20 protein-coding genes, 1 tRNA gene and 1 riboswitch are annotated in these 26,049 nt (G+C 43.1%); of the genes, 10 read left to right on the top strand and 11 right to left on the bottom strand.

Annotated elements, in window-relative coordinates:
• Positions 1-19: 19 nt before the first annotated feature.
• The 6 genes from Q0307_RS00105 to Q0307_RS00080 all read left to right on the top strand — a co-directional run bounded on the left by Q0307_RS00105 (position 20) and on the right by Q0307_RS00080 (position 3,719).
• Positions 20-94 (top strand) — tRNA-Arg (locus tag Q0307_RS00105).
• 172 nt (positions 95-266) lie between these two features.
• The gene (locus Q0307_RS00100) at positions 267-1,484 is read left to right on the top strand and encodes a tyrosine-type recombinase/integrase (protein WP_298654712.1); all 1,218 of its coding nucleotides are present in this window, start codon (positions 267-269) and stop codon (positions 1,482-1,484) included.
• 8 nt (positions 1,485-1,492) lie between these two features.
• Entirely contained in the window at positions 1,493-2,026 is a 534-nt protein-coding gene (locus Q0307_RS00095; protein ID WP_298654710.1) for a hypothetical protein, read from the top strand.
• A 44-nt stretch (positions 2,027-2,070) separates the two neighbouring features.
• Positions 2,071-2,346 carry a hypothetical protein gene (locus Q0307_RS00090; RefSeq protein ID WP_298654709.1) on the top strand — a complete coding sequence of 92 codons (276 nt, stop codon included), beginning with the start codon at positions 2,071-2,073 and terminating at the stop codon, positions 2,344-2,346.
• A 6-nt stretch (positions 2,347-2,352) separates the two neighbouring features.
• Positions 2,353-3,204: an inovirus-type Gp2 protein gene (locus Q0307_RS00085; RefSeq protein ID WP_298654707.1), complete on the top strand. Its 852-nt coding sequence runs from the start codon at positions 2,353-2,355 to the stop codon at positions 3,202-3,204.
• On the top strand, positions 3,201-3,719 hold the full coding sequence (locus Q0307_RS00080; protein ID WP_298654705.1) for a hypothetical protein: 519 nt from the start codon (positions 3,201-3,203) through the stop codon (positions 3,717-3,719). Before Q0307_RS00085 ends, Q0307_RS00080 begins: the two co-directional genes overlap by 4 nt.
• 1 nt (position 3,720) lies before the next feature.
• On the opposite strand, the gene Q0307_RS00075 is transcribed toward Q0307_RS00080, so the two are convergent.
• Together Q0307_RS00075 and Q0307_RS00070 are read right to left on the bottom strand one after the other, a co-directional pair.
• Positions 3,721-6,915, bottom strand: a complete 3,195-nt coding sequence (locus tag Q0307_RS00075) for an N-6 DNA methylase (RefSeq protein ID WP_298654703.1) — start codon at positions 6,913-6,915, stop codon at positions 3,721-3,723.
• A 260-nt stretch (positions 6,916-7,175) separates the two neighbouring features.
• Positions 7,176-8,213, bottom strand: a complete 1,038-nt coding sequence (locus tag Q0307_RS00070; protein WP_298654701.1) for a nitronate monooxygenase — start codon at positions 8,211-8,213, stop codon at positions 7,176-7,178.
• A gap of 109 nt (positions 8,214-8,322) precedes the next feature.
• Here Q0307_RS00070 and Q0307_RS00065 point away from each other — a divergent pair, with 109 nt between their 5' ends.
• Positions 8,323-9,348, top strand: a complete 1,026-nt coding sequence (locus tag Q0307_RS00065; RefSeq protein ID WP_298654699.1) for an aldo/keto reductase — start codon at positions 8,323-8,325, stop codon at positions 9,346-9,348.
• Here the strand turns inward: Q0307_RS00065 and Q0307_RS00060 are convergent.
• From Q0307_RS00060 to Q0307_RS00050, 3 genes are all read right to left on the bottom strand, one after another.
• Positions 9,331-11,757 carry a sugar-binding protein gene (locus Q0307_RS00060; RefSeq protein ID WP_298654698.1) on the bottom strand — a complete coding sequence of 809 codons (2,427 nt, stop codon included), beginning with the start codon at positions 11,755-11,757 and terminating at the stop codon, positions 9,331-9,333. The genes Q0307_RS00065 and Q0307_RS00060 overlap by 18 nt on opposite strands.
• Before the next feature lie 131 nt (positions 11,758-11,888).
• Entirely contained in the window at positions 11,889-12,377 is a 489-nt protein-coding gene (locus tag Q0307_RS00055; protein WP_298654696.1) for an asparaginase domain-containing protein, read from the bottom strand.
• 83 nt (positions 12,378-12,460) lie between these two features.
• The gene (locus tag Q0307_RS00050; protein ID WP_298654694.1) at positions 12,461-14,239 is read right to left on the bottom strand and encodes a SulP family inorganic anion transporter; all 1,779 of its coding nucleotides are present in this window, start codon (positions 14,237-14,239) and stop codon (positions 12,461-12,463) included.
• Positions 14,240-14,447: 208 nt separating this feature from the next.
• Here Q0307_RS00050 and Q0307_RS00045 point away from each other — a divergent pair, with 208 nt between their 5' ends.
• On the top strand, positions 14,448-14,951 hold the full coding sequence (locus tag Q0307_RS00045; protein ID WP_298654692.1) for a GNAT family N-acetyltransferase: 504 nt from the start codon (positions 14,448-14,450) through the stop codon (positions 14,949-14,951).
• Between the two features lie 196 nt (positions 14,952-15,147).
• Here the strand turns inward: Q0307_RS00045 and holA are convergent, their stop codons facing one another.
• A complete protein-coding gene (gene holA / locus Q0307_RS00040; RefSeq protein WP_298654690.1) occupies positions 15,148-16,179 on the bottom strand; it encodes a DNA polymerase III subunit delta in 1,032 nt (343 codons plus the stop codon).
• Between the two features lie 47 nt (positions 16,180-16,226).
• Between holA and Q0307_RS00035 the strand changes: the two genes are divergently transcribed.
• Complete coding sequence (locus Q0307_RS00035) at positions 16,227-17,234, top strand: hydrolase (protein ID WP_298654688.1); 1,008 nt, start codon at positions 16,227-16,229, stop codon at positions 17,232-17,234.
• On the top strand, positions 17,231-18,478 hold the full coding sequence (locus Q0307_RS00030; RefSeq protein ID WP_298654686.1) for a TIGR03862 family flavoprotein: 1,248 nt from the start codon (positions 17,231-17,233) through the stop codon (positions 18,476-18,478). The genes Q0307_RS00035 and Q0307_RS00030 overlap by 4 nt, the downstream gene beginning before the upstream one ends.
• Here Q0307_RS00030 and Q0307_RS00025 read toward each other — a convergent pair.
• The 5 genes from Q0307_RS00025 to Q0307_RS00005 form a co-directional block, all read right to left on the bottom strand.
• Positions 18,465-19,073, bottom strand: a complete 609-nt coding sequence (locus Q0307_RS00025; protein ID WP_298654684.1) for an ATP-binding cassette domain-containing protein — start codon at positions 19,071-19,073, stop codon at positions 18,465-18,467. The two genes, Q0307_RS00030 and Q0307_RS00025, sit on opposite strands and share 14 nt — an antisense overlap.
• A gap of 3 nt (positions 19,074-19,076) precedes the next feature.
• A complete protein-coding gene (locus Q0307_RS00020; protein WP_298654682.1) occupies positions 19,077-21,053 on the bottom strand; it encodes a beta-propeller domain-containing protein in 1,977 nt (658 codons plus the stop codon).
• A 72-nt stretch (positions 21,054-21,125) separates the two neighbouring features.
• Positions 21,126-22,682, bottom strand: coding sequence for an ABC transporter permease subunit (locus Q0307_RS00015; protein ID WP_298654681.1), 1,557 nt, complete (start codon positions 22,680-22,682; stop codon positions 21,126-21,128).
• Positions 22,658-23,647: a thiamine ABC transporter substrate binding subunit gene (gene thiB, locus Q0307_RS00010; protein WP_298654679.1), complete on the bottom strand. Its 990-nt coding sequence runs from the start codon at positions 23,645-23,647 to the stop codon at positions 22,658-22,660. The genes Q0307_RS00015 and thiB overlap by 25 nt, the downstream gene beginning before the upstream one ends.
• Before the next feature lie 51 nt (positions 23,648-23,698).
• Positions 23,699-23,799, bottom strand: a riboswitch (TPP riboswitch).
• A 77-nt stretch (positions 23,800-23,876) separates the two neighbouring features.
• Positions 23,877-25,844 carry a choice-of-anchor X domain-containing protein gene (locus Q0307_RS00005; protein ID WP_298654677.1) on the bottom strand — a complete coding sequence of 656 codons (1,968 nt, stop codon included), beginning with the start codon at positions 25,842-25,844 and terminating at the stop codon, positions 23,877-23,879.
• Positions 25,845-26,049 lie beyond the last annotated feature (205 nt).

The following is a 26,049-nucleotide window of genomic DNA, read 5'->3' as shown; positions in this document are numbered from 1 at the left end:
TACCCCAACTTTCCCTTGCGGCCTCATAGTTCAATGGATAGAACAAGCCCCTCCTAAGGGCTAGATACAGGTTCGATTCCTGTTGAGGCTGCCAAACACTTCTCTTACAAAGTTCTAGTTAGCCCATACAACCCTCTTCACAGCTTGCTTTTGACCTCTTACTAGATTACGTTAGACTAACTTGAAACACTAAGAAACACCGGAAAGAATCCGGTATTTTTTCCGGTGTATCAAGCCCTACCTTCGTAAGCACCGGAAAGTAAAGTATGGCACGAGAATTACAAAAGCTTAACGCTGCAACAGTTAAAGCTGCTACTTTAGACCTTGAGCAAAATCAAGCTCGTTTAGCAGATGGTGGGGGCTTATACCTACTACTGAAGCGTACTAAAGAGGGCATTGGTAAATATTGGCGCTTTGATTTTAAACACCAAAATAAGTCAGATACTCTCTACATAGGTACTTATCCTGAACTCTCCTTGAAAGAGGCACGGGAGCGACATTTAGCAGCACGTGCTTTACTAGATCAAAATACTAGCCCTACTGCGCAAAAAAGACGTGATAAGCACAAGCTTAGTTCTGATAACACTTTTGAAGCCATAGCACGCGAATGGTGGGAAAAAGAACAACATACTTGGAAATCAGAAAAGCATAAACAAGGGGTTTTACGCTCCCTAGAACTCAACATTTTTCCCTATGTTGGTGATCGGCCTATCCATGAAATCAGCACGGTAGAAATATTAGAGGTTTTAAAACGTATAGAAAAACGTGGAGCCTTAGACCTTTTGCGACAGATACGCCAGCGCTGTAGCAATGTGTTTATTTATGGGGTCGCTAGCGGGCGCTGTAACAATAATCCAGTTGGTGGGCTAGAAAAAGCTCTTAAGAAGCATAAAGGCAAAAATCACGCGGCCTTAGCAGCAAGCGAGTTACCCGCTTTTTTAAACGTACTTGAAAACTATCAAGGTGACTACCTGACTAAAAAGGCTATTCAGCTCACCTTATATACTTTTCTTAGAACTTCTGAAATACGCTTTGCTGAGTGGAAAGAAATTAATCTAGATACTGCTTTATGGACAATTCCAAGCCATAGAATGAAAATGGATAATGAACATCTAGTACCCTTAGCCCCCCAAGTTATCCAGCTATTGCAAGAGATTCAAGAGTACACAGGTTATAGTCAGTTCTTATTTCCTCAAGCAGCTACTCCTTACAAGGTAATGAGTGAGAATACCATGCTCTATGCTTTATACCGTATGGGATACCGAGGGCAAGCAACTATACATGGATTCAGAGCAACCGCTAGTACCATCTTGAATGAAGCAGGGTTTCAACCAGATGCGATTGAACGACAACTAGCACATGCAGAAAGCAACCAAGTACGCAAAGCTTACAATCGGGCTGAATATGTAACAGAACGTAAAAGAATGATGCTTTGGTGGGCTAATTATTTAGATGGTTTAAAAAAACAATCATTAGATAATTGAGACAAATCATGAATGATGAAAGCATACAAGCCCTAACTATCATAGATACTGAACTTAGTAAAACTTTATCGAGTATATTTAGAAACTATGAAAATAATAAAGAAGAATTATTAACAGCTTTTAAAAATATACCCAAACCACGTAAACTAGGCCGTCCCGCAGGTAAGTATGCTGCTAGAGATTTTAAAATTTTTCTAACGTGGTCATTAATCAATTACCTACTACAGGTCAAGAAAAAAAATGCTGTTATGCGAGTGCATAGCACCTTAGCTGAAAAATTCTTTCACATGGATGTATCTAGTTTAAGGAAAATAATAAATAAGCATGAAAAATCCACGCAAAAATACTTACGTGATATTGGGGTAAAAGAACATGCTATTGAATCAGGCTTGTGGATTATTGCCTTTTTTCAGCTTACTGAATACTACAGCTCAGGCTCTAACAAGAACCTACTTACTGTTGTAAAGCATGCAACCCAACTCCTACAGGAAGCAGTAGGCAAAAACTCCAACGACTTACCGCCTATTGCTCCTAAGACCTAAATAGCTCTAATAGCCCTACCTACAAAGTCAAAGGGTTATTAGAGATGAGTACACAAGCCAAACCAAGAAAACGCGCCCCCTTAAGCACTGCTCAACTAGAGAAACGTCAAGTGCTTACACAAACTTTTCCTACTACTGGCAAAGTTAGAGTTTCCCAATGTGCAGCATTTCTAGGGCTAGGAGAATCTACATTTTGGAGCTTTGTTAAAGCCGGACGTATTGAACAACCTATGCGCTTTGGAAAGCGGCTTTCAGTTTGGGATGCTGCCTATATTCAACGCCTTGCTAAACAAGGTATTCCCAACTGCCTTGGGGAGTAAAAGCTAATGCAAGCTCTATCCTCACAGCAAACTGAAGCATCTAGTATTGTCCCGCAGGTATTTGCCCACGCTATAACAGAACACGCAAATGTAGTACCGGATACAGGCCAACAAGCCCAACCAAAAAAACGCGGTTATTTATATTATCAACCCTCTTCTCAGAGGCAGAGGAGAACTAAAAACAGTAAGACTATTACTTATAGTAAGTTTGTACAGTTTGAAGGTAAACACTACTCAATACTTCAAGGTAAGCAAGGTGTGTTCAGTAAAATCATGCATCGATTGACTGAAGAGCTATCAACCTGCCTTGATCTATGGGGACGTGTGTTTGCTTTACGCTTTGACTTACATCATAAAGACATTTATCGAGAAAATAATCGCTGGGTATCGCAGTTCTTTAAGAATCTGAAACGACGTTTAGAGCGTGAATACAGTATGGCGACTATAGGTTATCTATGGGTTAGAGAGCAGGAAAAAGCGAAAGCTCAACATTATCATGTGGTACTGTTTTTAGATGGCAACAAAATACGCCATAGCAGCAAAATTAATCTAATGCTTAGTGATACATGGAAGGCTGTAAACCCTAGTAATCATGTTGCTATACCTGAAAAACCTTTTTACTTCATAGATGATGAAGCCACACTAACCCATGCAATAGAACGTATTTCGTACTTAGCGAAAGTTAGGGGAAAAGGTTATCGAGGCAAGCAGGTCAAAGATTTTTATGGAAGTAGCCTTTATAAAAAGATTCATCACCCTTGCAGTGGATTTTCACAAAATCAGGCTAAGGGGTTTAGAGCGAGTTTAGGTGAGGATACATTACGTGTTAGTCACAGTTTAGGAGAAAACCCACCATGAAGAATAAACACAGCAAGCGTTTAAGCCCGCAAACATGGGAGCGAGTCCGAACTGACTATGAAGTTAAGCGTATGTCTTTTAATGAACTGCAACAACGCTATGAAGTTCATCGCTCTAATATTTCGCGTAAAGCTCAAAAACAAGGCTGGAATCGTGCCCAAGTGCAACACGCTTTAGATGAGCGCTTGCAGGCTAAAGAGAGCCTAGAGGCCGCTATACACAGGCTTAGGCTATTAACGGCCTATATGGTTAGTAAGCCAAAATTCGCAACAGAAAAACGACGCGCCCTTGAGGAAGAATCACGCTTTCGAGAAGGCGCTTTAAACCTACTAGAGACTGCAAGCCTGCAAGGTTTACATGCAGGCGATGATCTTTTAGATTATTCCTTAAGCTTAGAAAATGAGCTTAAGCCCTGTGACTATATAACACTTATGGCTAAAGCCTTAGATACCCACAGCAAAGCCTTACTACGCTACTCACAAGCGGCCTTTGGCATGAATGGCTTACCCTGCTAAGCTATTTGAGGTTCTGCTCTAACAAGTCAATTTCGGTCTGAGTTAAGTCAAATAACGCATAGACGGCTTGATTTAAAGCTAGCTCATCAGTGCTCAGTTGATAGCTCAGCCTTTGAATTTTTTCTTTAGTTTCATTAAACAAGGGTTCCCATTCAATACTTTCTTGCAGGGTCATGGCTCGCTTAAAGCGGGTTTTAACTTCTGCTTGAAAGGCTTTAAAATCTAGCTCCCACCAATCATGTAATTTGGTTGATAACTTATTGTCTTTATCCGCTGGACAGAGATCGGGGATACGTCGCCGTAGTGTATTTTGGAGTTGATAGCGTTGCTCAGCTAGGGATTGGCAGGTTTCAGCATATTGGGCAATGGTTTGTTTTTGCGAGTCGGTCGCAGTTGGAATAGGCAGAGTATCTATATAATAAGTTCGTACCTCATAGAAACCGCCTCTCACATAAGGGCATAAAGCTTTAATTAAAAACCAGTGTATATTAGAATTTAATAAACCAAGCAAGTAGTGATCTGCATTGGGTATAATATAAGACTTATCATTGGAATAATAATTTTTAGTATCAAGTCTAAACAATGGCTCAGGCGAAAAATGACCATAACTTATTTTGGTTTTTTCAAAGTTTTTATAGTAATCCACGGAATCTTGAATCTCATACCAAGCATAAGTACCTGATTTTCTACCTAACCATTCTTTACCTTCAGGCCAGTCTTTAGGCTTTGGTTCTAGTAGAGTACGAAATTTTTCTAAATATGCCTTGATAACAGGATACTTACTTATATCAATACCACGCCGTGTAAAAATTAAGTATAAATCTCTAGACTCAGCACGCCATTTTTTTAAATCCATTCCTTCTAAAAAAGGTTTAATAATCTCTAAAGACTTAGGGTCAGCTTGTATTAAATTTTTGCGGGTTAAGCTATCAATTACAAAAGCTGTATTTCTACCAGTTTTTATACCATATTGAGGAGAACTATAAGCCTCTTTAAGAATAGTCTTGCCACGTGTAATTTTAAGTCTTAACTGCTGTAGCCTTTCATCCTCTAGACTCCAGCCGTCTAAAGCCAATTTACTTTGTGACATTATCCCAAAGCTATCCCCATCCAACTCTGCTGGTAAAACCTCAACACTTTTCACAGTCACATTTAGAAAACGAAAATCCTGCGATGGTACTTGCTTACGAGTACGAATCGGTTTTTCCATAATTAAAATAGCTGGATAAGTAGTCACACCCTCAAAAACCTGTAAGTCGCCAAAATCAATAATCGTCTTTAAATTGCTTTCAAGCTGTAAATAGTGCCTTAGATTTTCCCCACTGCCTGTTTTAAAAAAGGTCGATGAGCTAATAAATCCCATATACCCACCTTTTTTCAGCAGCCTTAAACCCAACTCAAAGAAATAAGTATAAAGATCAGCTACCCCATGATAGGTCGCATAATTAGCCTCTAAATAAGGCTTAATCGGCGTTAAGCGCTCTTGACGTACATAAGGCGGATTGCCCAAGATCACATCAAATTCACTAAAGCGACCGTGCCAATTGAAAGCCCGCTTGTCTAAGGACTTATCCGCAATCAGGCTATTGCCTTGGCGAATATTATCTTTTAAAGATGTTAGCGGTTTGCCCTTTTCAGCCGTCGCTAGCCATAAGGAAAGCCGCGCAATTTCCACCGACTCCGCGTTAATATCTACGCCATAAAGATTGTTGTTTAGAATATCGTGGTTAAGATCAATACCGAATAAGTCGCCCTTTTCCCCTAGCTCTTGCAAGCGTTTGTTCAGATACTGATACTCAGCTTTCAAATATTGAAAAGCTGCAACTAGAAATGCACCACTACCGCAAGCAGGGTCGAGAATTTTGGTAGTCGCTAAAATTTTGCGATATTCAAGCCACCATGCCGCGCTATCTTCTGCCTGCTTAATCTCTTGCTTACGCTTCTCTAAATACGCGCCCAAGGTATGCTTGACCATCCATTGGGTAATAAAATCAGGCGTATAAACCACCCCATCTTGTTTGCGCTTGCCCGTCGTTCCCTGCTGCTGTTTGCCTAAATCTAATTCATCTTGATCATTGATCGACTCATAAATTTGATCAAGGTCAGCAATAGATTGCTCAAAAATATGCCCTAAAATGGTCACACTCACGTCGGTCGCAAAGTCATAGGCACTGAGGCGTTTGAACTCTTCCAACAAACCCTTACTAATACTCAGCTCTTCTAGGCTAGCATCAGACTTAAACAAATCACCGTTATATTTAGGAATGCCTTTATCGGGCTTGCCTTGGTCAATATGCCCGAATAACAGTTTCAACATATCCCATTCACTCAAGTGATCGTTGGCACTGTTGAGGTAGCTATTCAGAATCTTCTGGGGTAGTAAGTCCCTATCCTCTGCATAAGCAATGAATAAAACCCGATCTAATAATGTTTGAGCTTTGGTAACCATACTGGCACGGCTAAAACGATTATTTTCACGCTTCATGCCATTGATTAACTTAATTCTAATATTGCGATAGTCAGTATAGAGTTGATTGGTAATATCCTTTTCAACTTGCCTGCTATCGTCAAACCACCTAAGCGTGTTACCACCGAGTAAATTTTTCGCGCTCAGTAACAGCACAAACTCAGCATATTTTTCAGGTTGAATCAGCTCTTCAATAAGCCAGCGCTGATAAATCGAGTCAGAGTAAGGAAACTTATAAAGCCTAAGCTCAATACAATTAGAAACCACAAACCATTGCGCATTTCCCTCACTATTACGGGCATACTTAGCCGCTTGCTCTACCGTCGATAGAGTACGCCCTAGCATAGCTATATCCATATTCGTGGTTTTAGGTGACTTCAGCTCCAAGGGAGCGATCAGCAACTTTTCTTTGTCAGTAAACTTTCCAAAACCTATATCAACCCGCCCTGTTTTTTTAACAGCACTTTCATTCGCTAACGTCCATACCCCTGTTTTTTTATCCTTATCAGTGAAACTGGTATAGCCAAGGATACCCTCACATAAGCTACTATAGAAATTCGCGTGCAAGTTGCCTTCAGATTGCTTATGAATAGAACCGTCTTTAATCGCATCATGCCAACCTTGTAGTAGCTTAAGTTGCTTAGCGGGTATTGCACCATCCTTCAGTATATTAGCGGCCTGTAATGCTTTTAACACCGTGCGAGGATGAAAGAGTAGTTGATTAGACATAGAAGCAAGCTTTGAGAAAGAAAAACACCGATAGTAGCCCAAAAAGCAGGTAGCCTAACAGGCTAGCAACGCATCTTCTGTGAATGTATTAATTTTGTGTATTTATTAAAATATGTATTTAAAGGCTGATAGGTAAAAATAATTTTTCCGGTACTTTTTCCGGCTTTTATAAAACAACAAAAATAAAATTCAATAAAAATCAATATTTTATTTTTTAAATATGATTCCTGTTGAGGCTGCCATTTTTTTAAGCCAATCATTTAAATCTTACCCGCTAATTTTTGCGTCAATTCAGCCGCAGCAATCGGCTTACACCCCTGCACATTCTGCCCTGCCCATAAAGGTGAAAAATCTTTAAGTCCTAAAGCCTCAGCTTTAGCTCGTAGTGGCAATAGTGTATTCGCGGCCAAAGGAAACTCAGGGACAGCTAGATTCATGGCTCCCAATTCACGCATCAATCGATTCATGATTCCGCGAGCCGGTCGACCGGTGAATAAATTGGTCAAAGCTGTGTGTTCGGCGGCTGCAGAGCTTAAGGCCTCGCGATGTAAAGCACTGGTGCTTGCCTCTGGGCAGAGTAAATAAGCGGTGCCCACTTGTGCCGCAATGGCTCCTAAGTCCAAAACCGCTTTTACACCTTGAGCATCAGCAATGCCACCGGCCGCAATCACGGGAAGTTTCACTGCTTTTACAAGCTGTCGAATTAAAGCCAGACTGCCCATCTGTGTGCTTAAATCCTCGGTTAAAAACATGCCCCGATGCCCACCGGCCTCTAGCCCTTGAGCAATAATTGCATCCACGCCTTGAGCTTCTAACCAACGCGCCTCTGCTACCGTAGTTGCACTAGAAATAATTTTCGTACCCCAAGTGCGTAAAGGCTGTAAGAGTTCTTGGCTCGGTAAACCAAAATGAAAGCTGACGACTGGCAGGCGAAACGGCTGCAAAATGTCTAAAGCTGTTTGGTCGAAAGGCACACGCCCAGTACCCCTAGGTATTTGAGCGAGATCGACGCCAAACTCAGCATAATAAGGCGCTAAAACTTGCAACCAAGCTTGTTGTTTAGCTTCATCGATCCTTGGTGGCTGGTGGCAAAAGAAATTTACATTGTAGGCTCGAGTTGTATGAGCTTGCAGTTGGCTCAGCTCTGCTTTCATTTGCTCAGGACTTAAAGTCGCACAGGGCAAAGAACCTAAGCCACCTGCATTTGAAACTGCCAGTGCTAAAGCACTGCCCTGCACGCCTGCCATGGGCGCTTGAATAATCGGAAGCTCCATCCCTAATAAATCTTTCGCTTGCATACTGCGATCTCTTTGCCAAGTTCTAACACATACTAAGCGGCCTGCTACCAATTTGTTAAGTTTGTCTTTAAGCTTGCGGGCTAGCTTTCGTCTATTTTAGTGAGATTCTATGCATACCCGCACACTCGGCCCCTTCCAAGTATCCGCGATTGGCTTAGGTTGTATGAGCTTTTCAATGGGCTATGGCCCTGCGAATGATGAGGAATCAGCGCGCTTGTTACACGCCGCCTTAGATGCGGGTTATAACTTTTTAGACACAGCCTCGATGTATGGTGGCGGCCATAATGAAAGCTTGATTGGGGCAACACTAAAACAACGTCGACAAGAGTATGTGCTGTCTAGCAAATGTGGTTTGAGTAAAGACGAAACAGGCAAACCTGTGATGAATGGCCGTCCTGAAGTTTTAAAGAAACAATGCGAAGATAGTCTCAAGCGCTTACAAACCGAAGTGATTGATTTGTATTACTTGCATCGCCTTGACCCACAGGTGCCAGTGGAAGAAAGTGTCGGTGGCTTAGCTGATTTAATTCATGCGGGTAAAATTCGAAGTTTGGGTTTATCAGAAATCTCCACTGCGACTCTACGCCGTGCTCAAGTCGAACATCCGGTCACTGCCGTACAATCCGAATATTCTTTATGGTCGCGCACGCCCGAAATTAGCTTACTAGCCGCTTGTGCAGAGCTAGGCGTGGCTTTTATCCCCTTCTCGCCCTTAGGTCGCGGTTTTTTAACGGGCAAAGCAAAAGATGTCACGCAGTTAACTAAAGACGATATACGCTGTACTAATGCCCGTCCGCGTTTTGAGCCAGAAGCGTTTGCAGCGAATAGTAAACTACTACAGCCTTACGCAGAATTAGCTAAGCAACAAGGCTGTACGCTCGCCCAATTAGCACTCGCTTGGCTATTAGCGCAGAAGAATCCGCAAGGTGCGGCCGCGCTGATTCCCATTCCCGGCACTAAGCATATCGACTATATGCTCGAAAACGCGGGTGCGGGGGATATCGAATTAAGTGTCAGTACAGTAGCCGCCTTAAATGAACTGATTAACGAAACAACCGTGCAAGGCCAGCGTTATACAGCCACTTTAATGGCGAGTATGGATGCTGAACGAGACCGCTTAGCGCCCACTAATTAGCACCACTCCAAACAAACGCGGGTCATGCATTGCATTATCTGCGCGCGCGAGCCAAGAAATTTTCTTATCACGTGCCCCCCCATCGTCATCATCATTCACTTGTACTTCAATCCCAATCCGGTTTTTGATGCCAATATTCACGCCTAGCATCTTCCACGGAATTTTCGCTTCAAGCATATAACCATCGGCGGTAGTCTTCAATTCGTAGCTTAAGTCAGGAGAAATCATTTGCGGGGATTGAGGATCAAGAATGACCTGTTTGCGCCCCCAAGCAAAGGTCATACGATAATCATTAACTCCATCATAACTCGCTTTGCGGCTATTATCGGCATCAATATAAAATTCCACCGAATCATCATCTTCGGGATTTGCGGAATCAGTTTTAATCGACTCATCGTAAACCCGCACCGCTAAATACAGATAGTTTTCATCCCATTTACCTTCCCATTTACCGAATAAATCTCGCTTTGCCCAATCCTCACCAGCAATCAAAGTATCCAAAGTCCGTGGGTTTTCAAGAAAGAAATAGCGCTCTGGGTCTTTAGCGGGACGAAAGACAATTAAGGGATCACCCGGTTTATGCGGCTTTTTCTCAGCGGGTAATTCATCGGGCATAGCCGCTTGCTTAACCGCTAAATTTGTACCGCCCCCGACATTCAGTACCCAATCACGCTGTGCGTCAATAAAGTTTAAAACCGCATGGTATTTATAAGCCGTTTCGCGGGGTTGGCGAATATGCTCTTTTAAGCCCCAGCAACCAAACCATTGGCAAGTGCGCGGTGAAGAAAAAGCCATAAATAGCTCACCACCTGCCTCTTTCCAGCCCTTGAGTAATTCTGTGTAAAGCTCGCCCATACGCGGATCACGATTAGCGGCAAAGAATAAAGGATTAGGGTGCTGAGTAGGCTCACGCGTCGCCCAATCCACTAAACCTTGTCCACCTTCATAGGCAATCAGCTTTAAACCATAGTGATGCGCAATTTCCGCCTGCTCGCGTACATGCTCCAAAATCTGCGGCAAAGAACGGAAAGAATCTTTAGCAGTAGTCAACTCAAAGATTTGATCGACTGTCGTCGATTCCCGATAGCCTTGGGTATTACCACCAAAATACGGAGCTATCGCCATCGCATCCGCAATTTGCGCTCCACCATATTCACCTAAAAACTTTTTAGAAATATCCGGACGGGTATCCCAAGCACCAATCACCCGTGTTAAGCGCTCGCGCCCACCAAATACTTGTTCCCAAATTGCAAAGACTTCACCGGCTCGTTTGATGTAATACTGATACCCCGCTTCCACCGAATTGATGCTAAAGCCAGCGGCAATGCCTTGCTTTTGGGTGTATTCACTATGCGAAAACGAGGTATTCCACACCTCATTGGTATACTCCACATAAATGTGGGCTTGTGGCTGCAGATGATCACGCACATAAGTAGCAAAATTCCGAATGTATTCATCATCAGCAGCATGCGGCAAATTAAACCAAGCATCAGCCTGCATCCGATTGGCTAAATCGACTTGAATTTCCAAAGGAGCACCCCGCGCCCCATAGCCACCGCCCCAAGTTGCTTCTTGCAGATTAGGACGTTCTGACCAATGGCTTTCAGGATTGCGAGTAATGCCTGACATCGCCATAAAGCGAATGGTGCTGAAGTCTTTTAGATAATTCAGATATTCGGGTGTAAAGCGAATACTGCTGTAGTACTGCTCAAAGGGCAAATAAGCAGCGCCCGAACTGCATTCAGACTGCGCAAACACCCGCTGATAGGGATTATCTTGGCAAATCCCACCGGGCGGTAAAATCCGAATATTCCGAATTGGATCAGATTCATCCAAGGCATTAATCAATAAACTCGCATTGATTTCCCCATCTTCGCCCGGCTTTAAACGAATCACATCGCGATTCGGGCTTTGGCTAACCGTTGCTACCCCATGTCCATAACTTAACTGCCCTACACCATCATAAAGCACCACATAGTCACCTTCGACCAGCGCAGCAGGTGGCATTTTGCCAATGAATTTAGTGGCAATCGTTGCTCCATGCAAGCGCAACGGCCAACCTTGCGCATCGTATTCAACCTTATCGGCATCTGCTTGCTCTAAAACATTGTCTTTGAACGGTGCAGATTGGCGAAACAAATCCACAAAGGGGAAGCTGGAATCCTCATAATGCAGCTCATTTACATTCACGCCAATCAGTGGGCGCACTTGAGGCGGGGGAATAATGGGAATTTCTGCGGTGAGTGGCTCAGGTGCTTTATGCTTAGTAGCCTTAGTTGAGCTTGGCGCATTGACTATAGGCGGAGTTGGTTGTGTACTTGAGCTGATGGCTTCAGTTTTTTTAAAGTTCGAGTAGTAAAACGAAACCAAGGTGACTGCTACCGTGACCACGACCAATAACAGCAACACCCACTTTCCTAGTGTTTTCATTAGGCCTAGATTATTGAGGTGAAGTACACGGAGCTTAGCGAAGAATTAAAATTTTGCAAATTTTGACCGCACTTACCCTGACTATAAGCGGAATAGCAGCTATGAGTGGCTCAATGCAAAGCCTCAAACACCCCTAAAACACGATTTTTAGTGACCTGTGCGCCATTAAATACCCGCCCATTCATGGCAATATAAACGCCAGTGGACAGGGTTTGCACGGCTACTAAAGCTGAGCCTAGATTAAATAAACCATCTGAGCCATTCACACTTAAAGGAATCATCGCACCCGTGAGTACAATGGTTTTATTCGGATTAGCCGCAATTAAATAGCGCGCAGTTTCTGCCATCGTGTCGGTGCCATGAGTAATGACAATCTGCTGATGCGGACTATTACGACAAGCTTCTAAAATTTGTGCCCGATCTTGATCGGTCATCTCAAGGCTGTCTTTTAAACAAAGCTGCTGCACTTCTAAATCTACTCCACAGCGACCTTGCTCTAAGGCTGCTGGAATGTGGGTCTGCGTGAAACCCAACTCACCTTTTAAGGGATTATAAAGCTTATCAATAGTGCCACCAGTTAACATGAGGTGAATACGCATTTTTACTCCTATTTCTAATTAAGACTCAGTGCCAAGCATAGCCTGAGCCTAACAAGCTGTCGAAAATTTTATGTGCACCAAAACTAGACTTTAGCGGGCTCGGGAGGTGTTAAAGGTGGCTGATGACATTCTTGAAACACCCGCAAAGCGCAATGATGGCAATAATTATGATCCAAGATAGTACGGGTGATTTGCGCAATGGCCTCATGCTTGGTTTCAAAGAAAAAGTCACTACCAATATGTTCATCAAAATGCCCTTTGTGAATGAAGGTATTCACCTTGCGCTTTAGACCCGCAAAATATAGTCCGCCGCCTGCTGCTTTAAACCGTGCTGATTCTTGCTCGAGCATTTCCGCACCCGTAAGGTCAATAAAATTGATCCCTGAACCAATCACCAGAATCCGCTTATAACCTTGCTGTTCACTCATATAATGCAGGCGATTTTGAATATGATTAGCGGAACCGAAATATACCGACATATCAATACGCACCACCTTTAATTGCGGGCATTCGGGCAAACGCTCATCACGATATTTATTTACCAAAATACTCTTACCGGTAGCTGGCTCTGTGGTCGGTACTAAGCTGACCACATCAGGAATCGAGGTACGTGCTAAGAATAAAATCAGTGAGAGCAAGACGCCTAAATAAATAGCAAATTCTAATTCTAAAAATAACGTCGCAAAGAAAGTGGTGAGCAAAATACTGGTTTCTGCACGACTGGTTTGAAAAATCTTTTTAATATGCCCGAAATCGACCAAATTCCACGCCACCAGCATGATCACCCCAGCCATCGCTGGAATGGGTAGATACGCTGTAAGCGGTGCGACCAATAGAATAATCAGTGCCAGCAAGATTGCTGCGAAAATAGCGGATAAGGGCGTTTGTGCACCTGAGGTGTAATTCAAGCCCGAACGGGTAAATGACCCCGAACCTGCATAACTAGAAAAGAAACTCCCAACGATATTGGATAAACCTTGCCCAAAAAACTCCTGATTACCATCAATCCGCTGATGTGATTTAGAGGCAATCGCCCGACTAATTGACACAGCTTCAATTAAACCTAAGAGAGCTACAGCAAAGGCTTGGGGGGCTAGCATTTTGATGGTGGCTAGAGAAAAGTCAGGCATTGAAAGCGGCGGTAGGTGTGCAGGAATTTCCGCGACTAATTTGATACCGACTTCTTTCCCCCCCAGCAGATACGCGATCACGCTACCCGCCACCAAAGCCAGTAATAAATTCGGCAAGCGCTTCACCCAAGTTTTTAGCACTAAGGCAATGACTAAAGTGAGAATAGCTACCGTGAAGACATACACATTCATCTGCGGCAGTTGCTGTATAATATCAAACCAAGTGACTAAGAACGACTCACCACGTGCTACTTCCACCCCAAAGATTTGGTTCATCTGGCTAGTTGCAATCAAAATCGCTGCACCCGCCGTAAAACCAATTACCACCGTATGTGAAACAAAGTTAACCAACACGCCTAAACGAGCCAGTGCAAACGCCAACTGATAGACACCGGCTAGAAAAGTCAAAGTCAGAGTGTATTGAATAAAGGTGGCACTACCCGGCTCGGCATGCCCACTGACAGCCGAAAATACTACTATCGAAATCGCGGTAGTTGGCCCCGAAATCAAATGCCACGATGAGCCAAACAAAGCCGCCACAATAGGTGTCACCATCGCGGTATATAAACCATATTCGGGTGGTAAACCCGCGATAGTCGCAAAGGCCACCCCTTGCGGTAACACAATCACCGCACCGGTCAAGCCAGCCACTAAATCTGCTTTTAAAGTTTCGCGATTGACCTTCGGCAACCAGAGTAAAAACGGCAAGAGAAATTGGGTAATGAACTGCATTCTTATTGCTATCACAGCCTGTCAAGCTGTATTAGTCTACGCTGATTGGCTTGAACTTAAAGTTAACTTATCTATCTCTGTGGGGTTAAGGTTAAGTATCTCTTTGGAGGTGGTTTCAGGGGCATACAACCCCAACGTCCTAGACTAGACAGAATCGCAGTGAAGATGGTATATACATTTCTTCCTAATACATTTTTAAAGAAAAAAGATGGTAGAGATTCTTGCTGCAGAGTCAAAAGACGCAAAAGAAATACTTAAACTACAAATCCTTGCCTATCAATCTGAAGCTAAACTATATAATGACTGGTCTTTACCAGCTTTAACACAAACGCTTGATTCACTGTATCAAGAGTTTGAAGACTCAGTTATTCTCAAAGCTATTATTAATAATCAAATCGTTGGCTCTGTTCGAGCTAAGGTTGACAATGATGTTTGTAAAATCGGCCGCCTTATTGTAGATCCCGAATTTCAAAAAAAAGGTATAGGCACTGCATTATTAAAACACATTGAGCAAATGCATGAAAATACAACTAGCTTTGAGTTATTCACGGGGAGTAAAAGTGTTAGTAATATTCAGCTTTATGAAAAGAATGGCTATGTTAAATCACACACAAAAGATCTATCTGAGAGTGTAAGTCTTTTGTTTTTAGTAAAGCCAAATAAAAATTTATCATACATACTAAAAATCACATCGTTTTATGTATCATCTTAAGATTTTTAGTATTTTCACCTGTTATTAGAGCAACCGATCCTTTTTATGGAATCTTAAACACTGATGAACTTCAAACATACAAAGAAGATCCAGTTGTTCTAGTTCTTGTTCAACTCAAAGATGAGCAAGAAGGTAAATTTTTGGCTCAGTTCATTAAAACGATCACCGGAAGAGTCAACTCAAAAAGACTAGCCCATCAAGACCCAAACAATCTTTTCCCCATCAGCGCTAAAGCCATATCAAACACCCCATCCCATAAGCGCTCCGGATGGCGTGAAACATCCAAGCCCACCCCTTTACTATGCTGATCCAACACTGCTAACCGCTTGAATAAACTCGGCCAATTTGTGCGCTCCATACGCTTGATCGCGGTTTGAAAGAGTGCTTGGCGGTTTTTAGGTAAACGCATAATGAGCGCTTGATTAGAGCGTTGCTGGCGCTGGTTTTCACAAGCCTCGTACAATTGACGCAGCAAATCGCCTAAAGCCCAAACCAATAAGGGCAAAGCGGTATCCTCTTCTTTTAACACTTGCAGAATATGCTGTAAGCGCTTGAGGTCTTGCGCCAAAATAGCATCAGCTAAATCAAATACCGTAAAGCGTGAGCTATCTGAAATAGCCGCTGCCATTTGCTCTTCACTAATGAGCTCTTGGTCATACAACAGTTTTAACTTATTAATTTCTTGCACGGCAGCCAGTAAATTACCTTCCACATGCTCACTTAAATAGCGCACGGCAGCTTCACTCGCATTTAAGCCCGTTTCACGCATACGCTTAGCGAGCCATGCCAAGGCTTGCTGCGGGGATAAATCCCAGACTTGCACGAGCACACCTTGGCTTTCAATGGCTTTGACCCAAGCCGCACTCCGACAAGCTTTATCTAAACGTCCACATTGAATGAGCAACACCTTGTCACTCGCTGGATGGGCTAAATAGTGTTGCAGCACTTTGCTACCTGTAGCACCAATTTTGCAAGAATTCAGGCGTAAATCGATTAGCTTTTGCTCAGAGAATAAGGATAAAGCCTCACTGGCAGCTAAGAGCAGACTCCAATCAAACTGCGCATCCACATTGAGGATTTCACGCTCAGTAAAACCTTGCTGCTTGGCTGCTGTGCGCACCGCATCCGCCACTTCCATGACCTGCAGCGGTTCATCACCACTAATTAAATACACCGGTTTTAAACCTAAGCGTAGATGTTCAGTGATTTGTTCAGCACGAACCTGCATGACTTAAGACACCTTAAAAAGAGGATTTCTAGAGCACGCATGGTATCATGCAGCGCTTATTTTGCGGCAGAACCTTGGCGTTTATGGGTCAAAGAATTACTAGCAGTTATTGTGCACCGTGGTGGCTAAAATCACCGCACCTGCAAACTATGTTACCGACCTTCATGCGTAAACGCCCACAGCTCGACTTCATTTGGGAACGGCTAGAACTCAAGGATGGTGACTTTATTGATTTGGCTTGGTATCCACGCCTCCAAGCGCCGCTGGTGCTCATGATGCATGGCTTAGAAGGCTCACTGAATTCACATTATGCCTCCACTTTAGTACAAGCCTTATCTCAGGCCGGTTTCAGTGTAGTGTTTATGCTGCTGCGAGGACGTGGCCTTGAGCCGAATCGTTTAGCTAAAAGCTATCACTCAGGTGCTTCAGCCGACTTAGCCGAAGTCTTAGCCCAATTAAAAGCACGTGGACAAATGCCCGCTGCTGCGGTTGGTGTGTCTTTAAGTGCGAATTTACTGCTTAAATATTTAGGGGAAACAGGCATTCGTTCTGGCTTAAAAGCAGCCGTTGCCATCTCCACACCCTTTCAGTTAGCGGTCTGCGCCAAAAAACTCGAACAAGGCTTTGCACGGGTGTATGGCCAATATTTGCTGAAACAACTGAAAGACTCTTATCGAACTAAATTCCAGCGCTTAGCTGAACCTAAACCACTGAATCTCGATACACTCACCACCATCTATCAATTCGATGATCAAGTGACGGCTCCTGTTAATGGTTTCTTGAATGCTGCAGATTATTATCAACGCTCTAGTAGTGCGCAGTTCTTAGGCAAGATTCAAACACCTACTCTCATTATTCATGCGCTAGATGACCCGTTTATGCGCCCTAGTATCGTCCCTAGCGCCGCACAAACCAGCGCGAGCGTGCATTTAGAGTTCACTGAACATGGTGGGCATGTAGGCTTTATTAGTGGAACTGTGCCGTGGAAACTACATTACTGGTTGGACGAGCGAGTGCCTGCGTGGCTACGCTCACAACTATTGGAAGCTGTATGAATCAACAACCCATACTTGCTGCTGTGATTGGGGGGGGGCCTGCTGGTCTAATGGCAGCAGAACAACTCACGCAAGCAGGGTTTGCGGTTGATTTATACGACGCTATGCCCTCCGTGGGGCGTAAATTCCTATTGGCTGGAATTGGTGGCTTGAACCTCACCCACTCTGAAAATTTCGCAAACTTCATAACCCGTTATGCTGAACGTGCTGCTGAGCTTACACCTTATTTACAAGCCTTTAGCACAGACGCTTTACGTCAATGGTGTACTGAGCTAGGCATCGAGACTTTTATTGGTAGCTCAGGGCGAGTTTTCCCCAAGGAAATGAAAGCCGCCCCCTTATTACGCGCTTGGTTGAGCCGTTTAAAACATCAGGGATTAACTATTTATCCGCGTCATTGCTGTTTAGGTCTGAATGCCGCTCAGGAATGGCGTTTGCAAACTCCAGCGGGCGTTATGACTAAACACTATCCCGTGAGCATTCTTGCGTTAGGCGGCGCTAGTTGGAAAAAGCTGGGTAGCGATGGTGCTTGGGTAGACTGGCTAGCTGAGCAACAGATTGCCATTAAGCCCCTACGACCTGCAAATAACGGTTTTCTCTGTGCTTGGAGTGCTTATCTAAAGCCCTTAGCTGGTTTACCGCTTAAACCCGTCAGCTTAAGCTTTACTGATCTGTCGGGTCATACCGAAACTCGTCAAGGTGAACTCATTGTTACCGAACAAGGTGTTGAAGGTAGTCTGATTTATGCGTTTGCCGCCCGCTTACGTGATTGCCTAGAACAGCGCGGCTGTGCCAGTTTCTATTTAGATTTATGCCCGCATCAGACTCAAACTCAGTTAGAGGCTGTTTTAAAAAAACGCTCTTCAAAAAAATCTCTCGGCAGTTTTTTAAAAAGCCAACTGAAACTCGATACCCTGAAAACAGCTTTAATCTTTGAAAAGCTCGATAAAACCCGAGCACCTACTGCAGACTATCTGGCTCAACTATTAAAAAATCTACCCATTACTGTGATTGGGATGACTCCCTTAGATGAAGCCATTAGCACGGCAGGGGGAATAGATTTTTCAGCACTTACCCCCGATTTAATGCTGAAAGACTTACCGGGTGTATTCTGTGCGGGTGAAATGCTCGATTGGGAAGCGCCTACAGGTGGCTATTTACTCACAGCTTGTTTGGCAACCGGTAAGCAAGCGGGTTTAGGTGCTGTGCGTTATTTGCAGAACTTAGCCGCTACTCAAAAATAAGATTCTGGTCAGATAAACGTTCAACATCTTCATCTTGGTGGGTGACTAATAATACGGTTTTGTGTGCAGCCTTAGCTGTTTCCCTCACCCACACAGCCGCTAATTCGCGGGTATAAGCATCTAATTCAGCGAAGGGTTCGTCTAATAAAATCAAGGGTTCTGGCCGTAGTAAAGTGCGTAGTAAAGCAACTCGTTGACGTTGACCACCGGATAATTCACTCGGCATTTTGCTTAAATAAGTACTGATTTCTAGACACTCTGCAGCCGCTTGAATGGCAGTTTGTCTAGCGGCCGGAGAACTGAAGTTTAAACCCAGTTTTAAATTCTGCGCGACGCTCAAATGCTCAAATAAATTATGTTCTTGAAACAGCATACTGACAGGGCGTTGCTCAATAGCTAAAGGCAACAAAGATTGCCCTTGCCATTGAATATCTCCTGCAGCTACTGGCTCAAAACCGGCAATCGCGGCTAGTAGGGCTGACTTCCCTGCTCCGCTGCGACCTTGAATAGTCACAATAGCACTAGGTTCTATTTGTAAATCATAGCGCCGCTGCCAAGAGCCACGGCGCAATAATAGATTTTGTATCACCAACATGAATTACTTTGCGGCCCAAGCACTTGCATAAAAGTTGCCATTGTGGAAATAGTAAACATTGTTATCAATTAGAATGCTGCGATCATTTTCATCCCAGTACCAGTCGTTAGTCGGACTGACTGAAAACCCGCCCAAATGCTTCAGTTTGCGCTGAGCATGATTCACCTCGAACCGATGCAAGCCATTTTTAGTTGTCCCTGTATTTAGATCAGAAACCATAACCGGCAAGGCGACGCGGGTAAGGGTATTATTATTGATAGCTAAAGAAGTAATAGCATGATGATTACGATTAGCGGGACTATCAGAACCGGGGCCACCTAATTGCACTTTGTCAATTTCTTGGGGGCGATTGGGATTGCTAATATCAAACAGCGAAAGCTTCCAGCCTTGTTGAACGCCACCCGCCTGAGCATCGGCGGCTTTACCTACACCTAAAAGTAAGTTTAATGTCACGGGATGGAGATAATCTGAAAAACCCGGTATCACTAATTCGCCAGTCACTTTAGGATCACGTGGATCACGTAAATCCACCACATAGAGCGGATCAGTATTCCGGAAAGTGACAAAATAAGCATAATTATTAAACAAGCGCGCCCCATATAAACGCTCACCGGGCTTACCAATCGCTTGTGGATATTTAGCATTCGGCAGGCGCCCGATGGTTACCAGTTGTTTGACATTAGGCACTTCAGCCAAGACCGTTAAGATCACTGGCGAGCGTGTGATCGGATCAGGATGCTTAGTGGTTTGCGCCATATTGTAAGTCACAACACGTAGATTACCGCGTTGATCTTCATCAAATTGAAAACTACTCAGCTCGTTCCAATTGAGCGTTCCGAAGAAAGCACCTGATCCACGATAATTAAAGCTTTTACCACTGACTGCAAATTTATGAACAACATTACCTTGCATGGAGCTAATAGGGGCTTTCGCCAAGGGATCATAGGGTGAAACTAAGTAAGCCGCCTTATCCGACATGTAAAAATTGCCAACATTGCCGAAATAACCTAAAGCCTCAGGTGCTTGCTTGGGGCTATCCAAATCTATGCTAACAAGTGAATTAAACTGATAAAAAGTATCAGGTTTTTCATTAACCATGTAAAGTGAGTTATTTTTAAATAAAATTTTTGCCTCTTTACTATCCTTTTCAAAATAATGGGGTAATAACTCAACAATACTCCACCTATCAATAGCAGTGCTAATTTTCTGCTTTTCAAACTCTTTTTGTGCCTCGGTTAAAGGCTGTTTAGTTTCAATGCCTTTATAAGTATTTGGATAACCTTCCAAATAATGGTTTAAAAATAAATAGAGGCGATTATTGATTCTTCTCGTTTGAAAAAAGCCACCCTCTATTTTCAGTTGGCGAATAAGCTGTGGGTTACTAGCATTATTTGTGCTAAAAATTAACACTTGTGTTTGTCCAGCACCACCTCGATAAGGGCGGTGGATCCCAGAGTACAGAGGCTGATATGAACTAGTAATTGCAACCAGTTGCTTTTTGTTAGGAATTAGATATAAACCCTGTAATTGTGAGTTGACTGGCATACCAAGCGTTGCAATTTGTTTAAGCGTTGAACCCGAAACTGCCTGCGTATCAAACACTCGAATTCCACCACCTTGTGGATTAGCACCATACAAATAACGGCCATCAGTTTTGACCATATCAGCTTCATCAACCCCCTGCTCCTGTAGATTGGTGCTAGATACTTGACCTGCAGAAGCTCGCGCTCTCATATTCGGCCTTGCTCGAGCTGCTCCAGAGCCTGGGCTAGCCTGAGCTATCACCGAGGGAGCTTGAATCATGGGCATAGGTCGATAGTCACTCACAAGGATGCGTGACTTTAATTCTGCTCTGAGTTGTTGATCGAATTGTTCAAAGGAAATAGGCTTTAATAAACCGTCCTTATCACCTAAAGCTTGAGCAAATAAACTGGAGGGCATGAGAAACAAGCAAGCTATCAGTAAGAAAATTCGCTGCATTATTTTAACCTTGTTGTTGACTATAAACTAACAATATAGACGCTGGCTCTAAAAAAGAGTTCATAGCTTTTCTTAAGTTTTTATTTTTTCTAGCCAAAACACTAAACAAGCACAGACTAAGAGGAATAAAAAAGATACCAATGAAGCCTCTATAATCCGATAACTACCCGCATAGCTATAGATTAACCAAGGCAAACTCATCCAATCATCATTAGCAAAAATTGAGAAAATAGCAACATCACCCATGGCTAATAATAAGCACAAGACAAAAGCTGCCTGTAAATCCCGTGCTAACCAAGGCATTAAAATACGCCAATAAGCTAAGGTATTCAGCTTTAATTGTTGGGTTAAGCGCTGATATTGATCATCAAATTGAAATAAGCGTGGTTTTAATTGCTGAGTAGCAAACGGGACTAATACCAGCGTATTTACTAAGATTACAAATACCCCCCCCCAAGTTTCCAAATCTAGATGCTTTAGTGACCAAACATATAAGCCAACTGATAATACCATAGCAGGCATTAATAAATGATGATTCGCAAGCCCCTCTAATAACCATTGCCTGCGCCACTGATGTTGCTGACGTGCCTGACGAATCGGGCTGAGTACTAATAAGGCGAATAGGACAGCTAAACAGGCGGCTATTAAACCTAAACCTAAACTGGTCAATAAAGGCTTTAAGAGCGTCAATTTGCTTAAGCGTTCAGCATTGATCTGCAATAGGCTAGGAATCAGAGCTAGCAACGGCGCTATTAGCACTATCCAAGCTAAGTAATAGCTGAGCCGATGTAAACCCGCCTGCACAGGTTTTGGTTTCGGCAGGAACTGTGGTTTTGCGGTATCGGCTGAAAGCCATCCACTAGAGCCAAACCGGGTTATCAGCAAATAAAAACTACCTGCAATCAATAATTGCAACCACGCTAAACTCAAAGCTTCCGGGATATTAAAATCATACTTAAGCGCCTGATAAATAGCGACCTCCAAAGTGGTGGCTTGTGGCCCGCCCCCCAAGGATAAAATAACTGCAAAGCTATTAAAGCACAATACAAAGATAAACACCCAAACAGTGAGTAGACGCCCACGCAATTGCGGCCACTCTAAGAGATAGCATTGCTGCCAAGTATTGAACTTTAATTGGCGTGCTAATAACCAAGAACTAGCCGGTAAGGCTTGCAACTGCAGATAAAAAGCTCGAATCGCAAATGGAAGATTTAAGAAACAATGTGCCAGTAAAATACCTTGCAAGCCATATAAACTCCAAGACTCTCCCAAATAAGGGGTTAGCCAGCCAGAACCGCCAAGCAGTGCGACTAACCCAGTAACCAGAATCAAGCTAGGCAGGACAAAACAGAGTAAGCACAAAGCTAGGAAACTGCGTTTACCCACTAAATTGGGCAAATAATACAAAGCGCGTGCCACGGGTAACGCTAACAAGACCGCGAGAGTAGCACTTAAAGCAGCTTGCTTAAGGGAGAACAGCAGAATTTGATGGATATAAGCGTCCACCAAAACGCTCCAAGATAAGCGTCTTTCAGCAACACTGCCTAGGCCATAGAAAGCCCAAGCAGTGATTAGCACCAGAAAACTCAGCGCTAAGTAGCCAATTATTTGGACGCTGCGCTGCGCCACTCTTTGATCCAATCAGCGCGTTGTTCGGCAATTTCAGTCGCGGTAAAACCAATTCGCTGTGGCTGAATCAACTGGCTAAATACAGGTGGCAATTCAATACCATCCACCACTGGCAGCATCCAATTCGTCACTGGAATAATGCCTTGTGCTTCTGGAGAGATGAGGAAACTCAAAAATTGTTTGCCTAACTCAGGGTGTTGGCTGGATTTGAGCAGCGCCGCCAGCTCGACTTGTGCCACATGCCCTTCACTAAACAGCACAGCTTTATACTGCTCTTTCTTATCCGAAATCATATGATAAGCCGGAGAAGTGTTATAGCTCAGCACATAATCGGCACCACCTTCTAAAAACATGCTGTAGGCTTCCCACCAACCCTTGGTCACAGTCACCGTATGTTTAGCGAGTTGTTGCCAAGCCGATGCTGTTTGTTCACCGTAAACCGCTTTCATCCACAACATCAAACCTTGGCCGGGGGTACTTGTGCGTGGATCTTGATAGATAAGTTTTGCATCGGATTCGACTAGTTCCTTTAAGGAACTAACCGGCTTAGCAATTTTGCTACTGTCATAAATAAAGGCGAAATAGCCATAATCATAGGGCAGAAAATCTTTATCTTCCCATTTCAGGCTAGCTGATAATTTCTCTAAAACTTGACCATGCTCAGCAATCAGCTTGGTAGCCCGTGCCTCCTCCATCAAACCATTATCAATGCCCAAAATCACATCGGCCTTGGCTTTATCGCCTTCTACCTTCAAGCGGTTCAGAATACTGACACCATCTTCAGCCGCAACAAACCTCAAATCACAACCACAAGTTTTTTCAAAGGCAGCTTCGAGCTTAGGCCCAGAACCCCATTCAGCGACCAACGAATCATAGGTGTAAACGGTGATTACAGGTTTATCTGCCGCTTGAACAGAACTCAGGCTTAGCAGGGTTAAAAGAGGTAACAAGTAAGACTTTTTCATGTTGAGTACCTTTAGTCAGTTACTAAGGAACACAACGGCACAGGGGATCTGTTAGAAGACATTTCTCTTCCCTACGCCGGTATGAGCCGGATCAGGTTCTACGGGTTTGCTGATAAGCATCTCAGTCCAGAAGGACACCCCGAGAGCGTGGGAAGAGTTTAGCAATATAGTAGTGTAAGAGCAATGTAGCCCATTACAGTGAATGGGCTACAAGAATGTCAAATCATATTTAGTGAGACATATCGAAATTAACTGCACGTATTGGCAGCACATCGGCAGAAATTAAAGACCTCAGCTTACAAGAGGTATTTAAAATATCACTCATTGCAGCTTGTCGAGCTGCAAGATCATTGAATTTAGAGATTAATGTAGAACCGGCTGGATCATTTACTGGAAATAATGCAGTAGGAATATAAGGATTTGTAGGATCATTTAGTGTCGTAACATTATTTTTCCCTGTCAAAAATCTTGACAAAGCTGACTCTCCACCCGGTAAACGGGCTTCTATATGTACGAACTTTGTATAAGTTTCGCCAGTGTGGCAAGCGTTACAGGTATTTAAAGAAAACTTTTGTCTCATTGAAGGATCTGCTAAAGAGTTGGGATACTCCCAATGAGTAATACTAACTGGCGAAGCTGCACCCCTGAAAGAAACGCCTTGATAACTTAATGGTACTGTACCTTCGTCAGGATTGCCTAGTACAGACCAAGCATTAGTCACGAAGTCTGCTAAAAGATATGTGTTATCAAAACTGACATCTGGTGTATTTTTAACAGTGTCTGGTAACAAACTGCCATCAAAACTCATTACACCATCGGCTTTATTTAGCAATACGAACTCTCTTAACTCCCACAATGACAAATCTAAAGCGTTTTCATTAGTACGAAGCTGCGATAGCAAGCTCTGATTTGGGTGCTGATTTGGGTTAGAACCAAAGTTAGAAAAATCTGTTGTTATTGACTCTAACTCAGCATTATATTGAGGTGAACCCAGCACAAATTGATCGAGTTTTTTCCAGCGTGTTTGCCATGCCTGTACTGAAGGACAGTCACTTGTTGGAGTGTTATATTCAAAAATAACATTAAACGGTATAGCACCGCAGTCGCGTTCTTCACTACTATAGCCAAGACCTATTTCCTTAGTATTACCTAATAACGCAAAAGTAAAGCGTGCCTCACCACGTTTCCCGCTCCCACCATATCCTCCACCATTTCCACCCAAATCAGGTCGATTAGTAATAGCTAGTAATCTAGCTGGGAAGTAATCTATATCAAACTCCTGTCCACTACCCTCAAGAGAAGCCTGATTCCAAAACTTAATGAATAGCTCCATGTTAGGCCTAGCAGGAACATCAAAAGTATTTAGGTTGTAAGTTTGCAACCAATTTTTTAGCCAGATTAAAGCGTAATCCTCTGGAGTAAAGCTAGTACCTTGTGCCAATTGCTTGATAAGATGGGCAAATGTCCATATACCACCCGGATTGCCTTTACCAGTACACACATCAAAAGTTCTTTTAGAGTCATCGACTACTTGCGGGTCAGTAATCATCAAAGAGCTGCTTGGATTAATAGATGTTGGCTTTTTCTTATTAAAAGCATTGAGATTCACACCTAAAACATTAACGATAGTGTCCATCTGAAATCGGGGGCGAACCTCTAGAAGAGGCGTAGTTTTAGCATCAACCCCCAATTTAGCTACCAACTCAGCATTCGATACTTTACCCAAACTACCTTGCATCGTCGTTAGGGTATTGGCAACTTTTAGGAGTCGTTCATTTTTTAGTGTACTTTCTAAACTAGAAATCTGCTCCTTATCTTCAATAACACTACGATTCTTGAATAGTGGAAATGATAATACTGCTTTTAATGAATCAGCCGCTGACTCACTACCAGTTACTTGATCTGCTAAGACTTGACCAAGGTTAAATGGCACAAGTGCAGAATAAATACCATCCCCTGCCCTCGTGTCACCATTTTTGCCATCATCCTGAAATAAAGTTTCTTTACCATTAAGAATAAGTTGGGGATTTTCTTTTATTTTAGAATTTAAGCGTAGTTCAAAACGTGAAATATCACTTTTATATGCCCAAGCTGTTAGACTTTGAATGCTTGTCGAATCAAATTCGGCCTTAGCTGAAAAACTAGATAAAACACAAGCTGATAATGCGGTTAAACAAAATAACTTCCTGCTTTTCATAGCACACTCCCCTCGCTCAATTGATTAATAAACCATCAATCAAACTACTCTAAATAGAGTAATTTTTATACAAAAAATAATCTATCCTCTTGATAAGGGGATTAAATACAAAATAGAAATCAACTATTTATTCAAAAAAAGTAAATAATTCAGGTCATGCACCAGAGGAGTTGAAGAGCCACTAAAGCGGTAGTAACTTAAGCGA

The organism is uncultured Thiothrix sp., assembly GCF_937873765.1.
Classification (GTDB): domain Bacteria; phylum Pseudomonadota; class Gammaproteobacteria; order Thiotrichales; family Thiotrichaceae; genus Thiolinea.
This window is presented reverse-complemented; position numbering and strand designations above follow the sequence as displayed.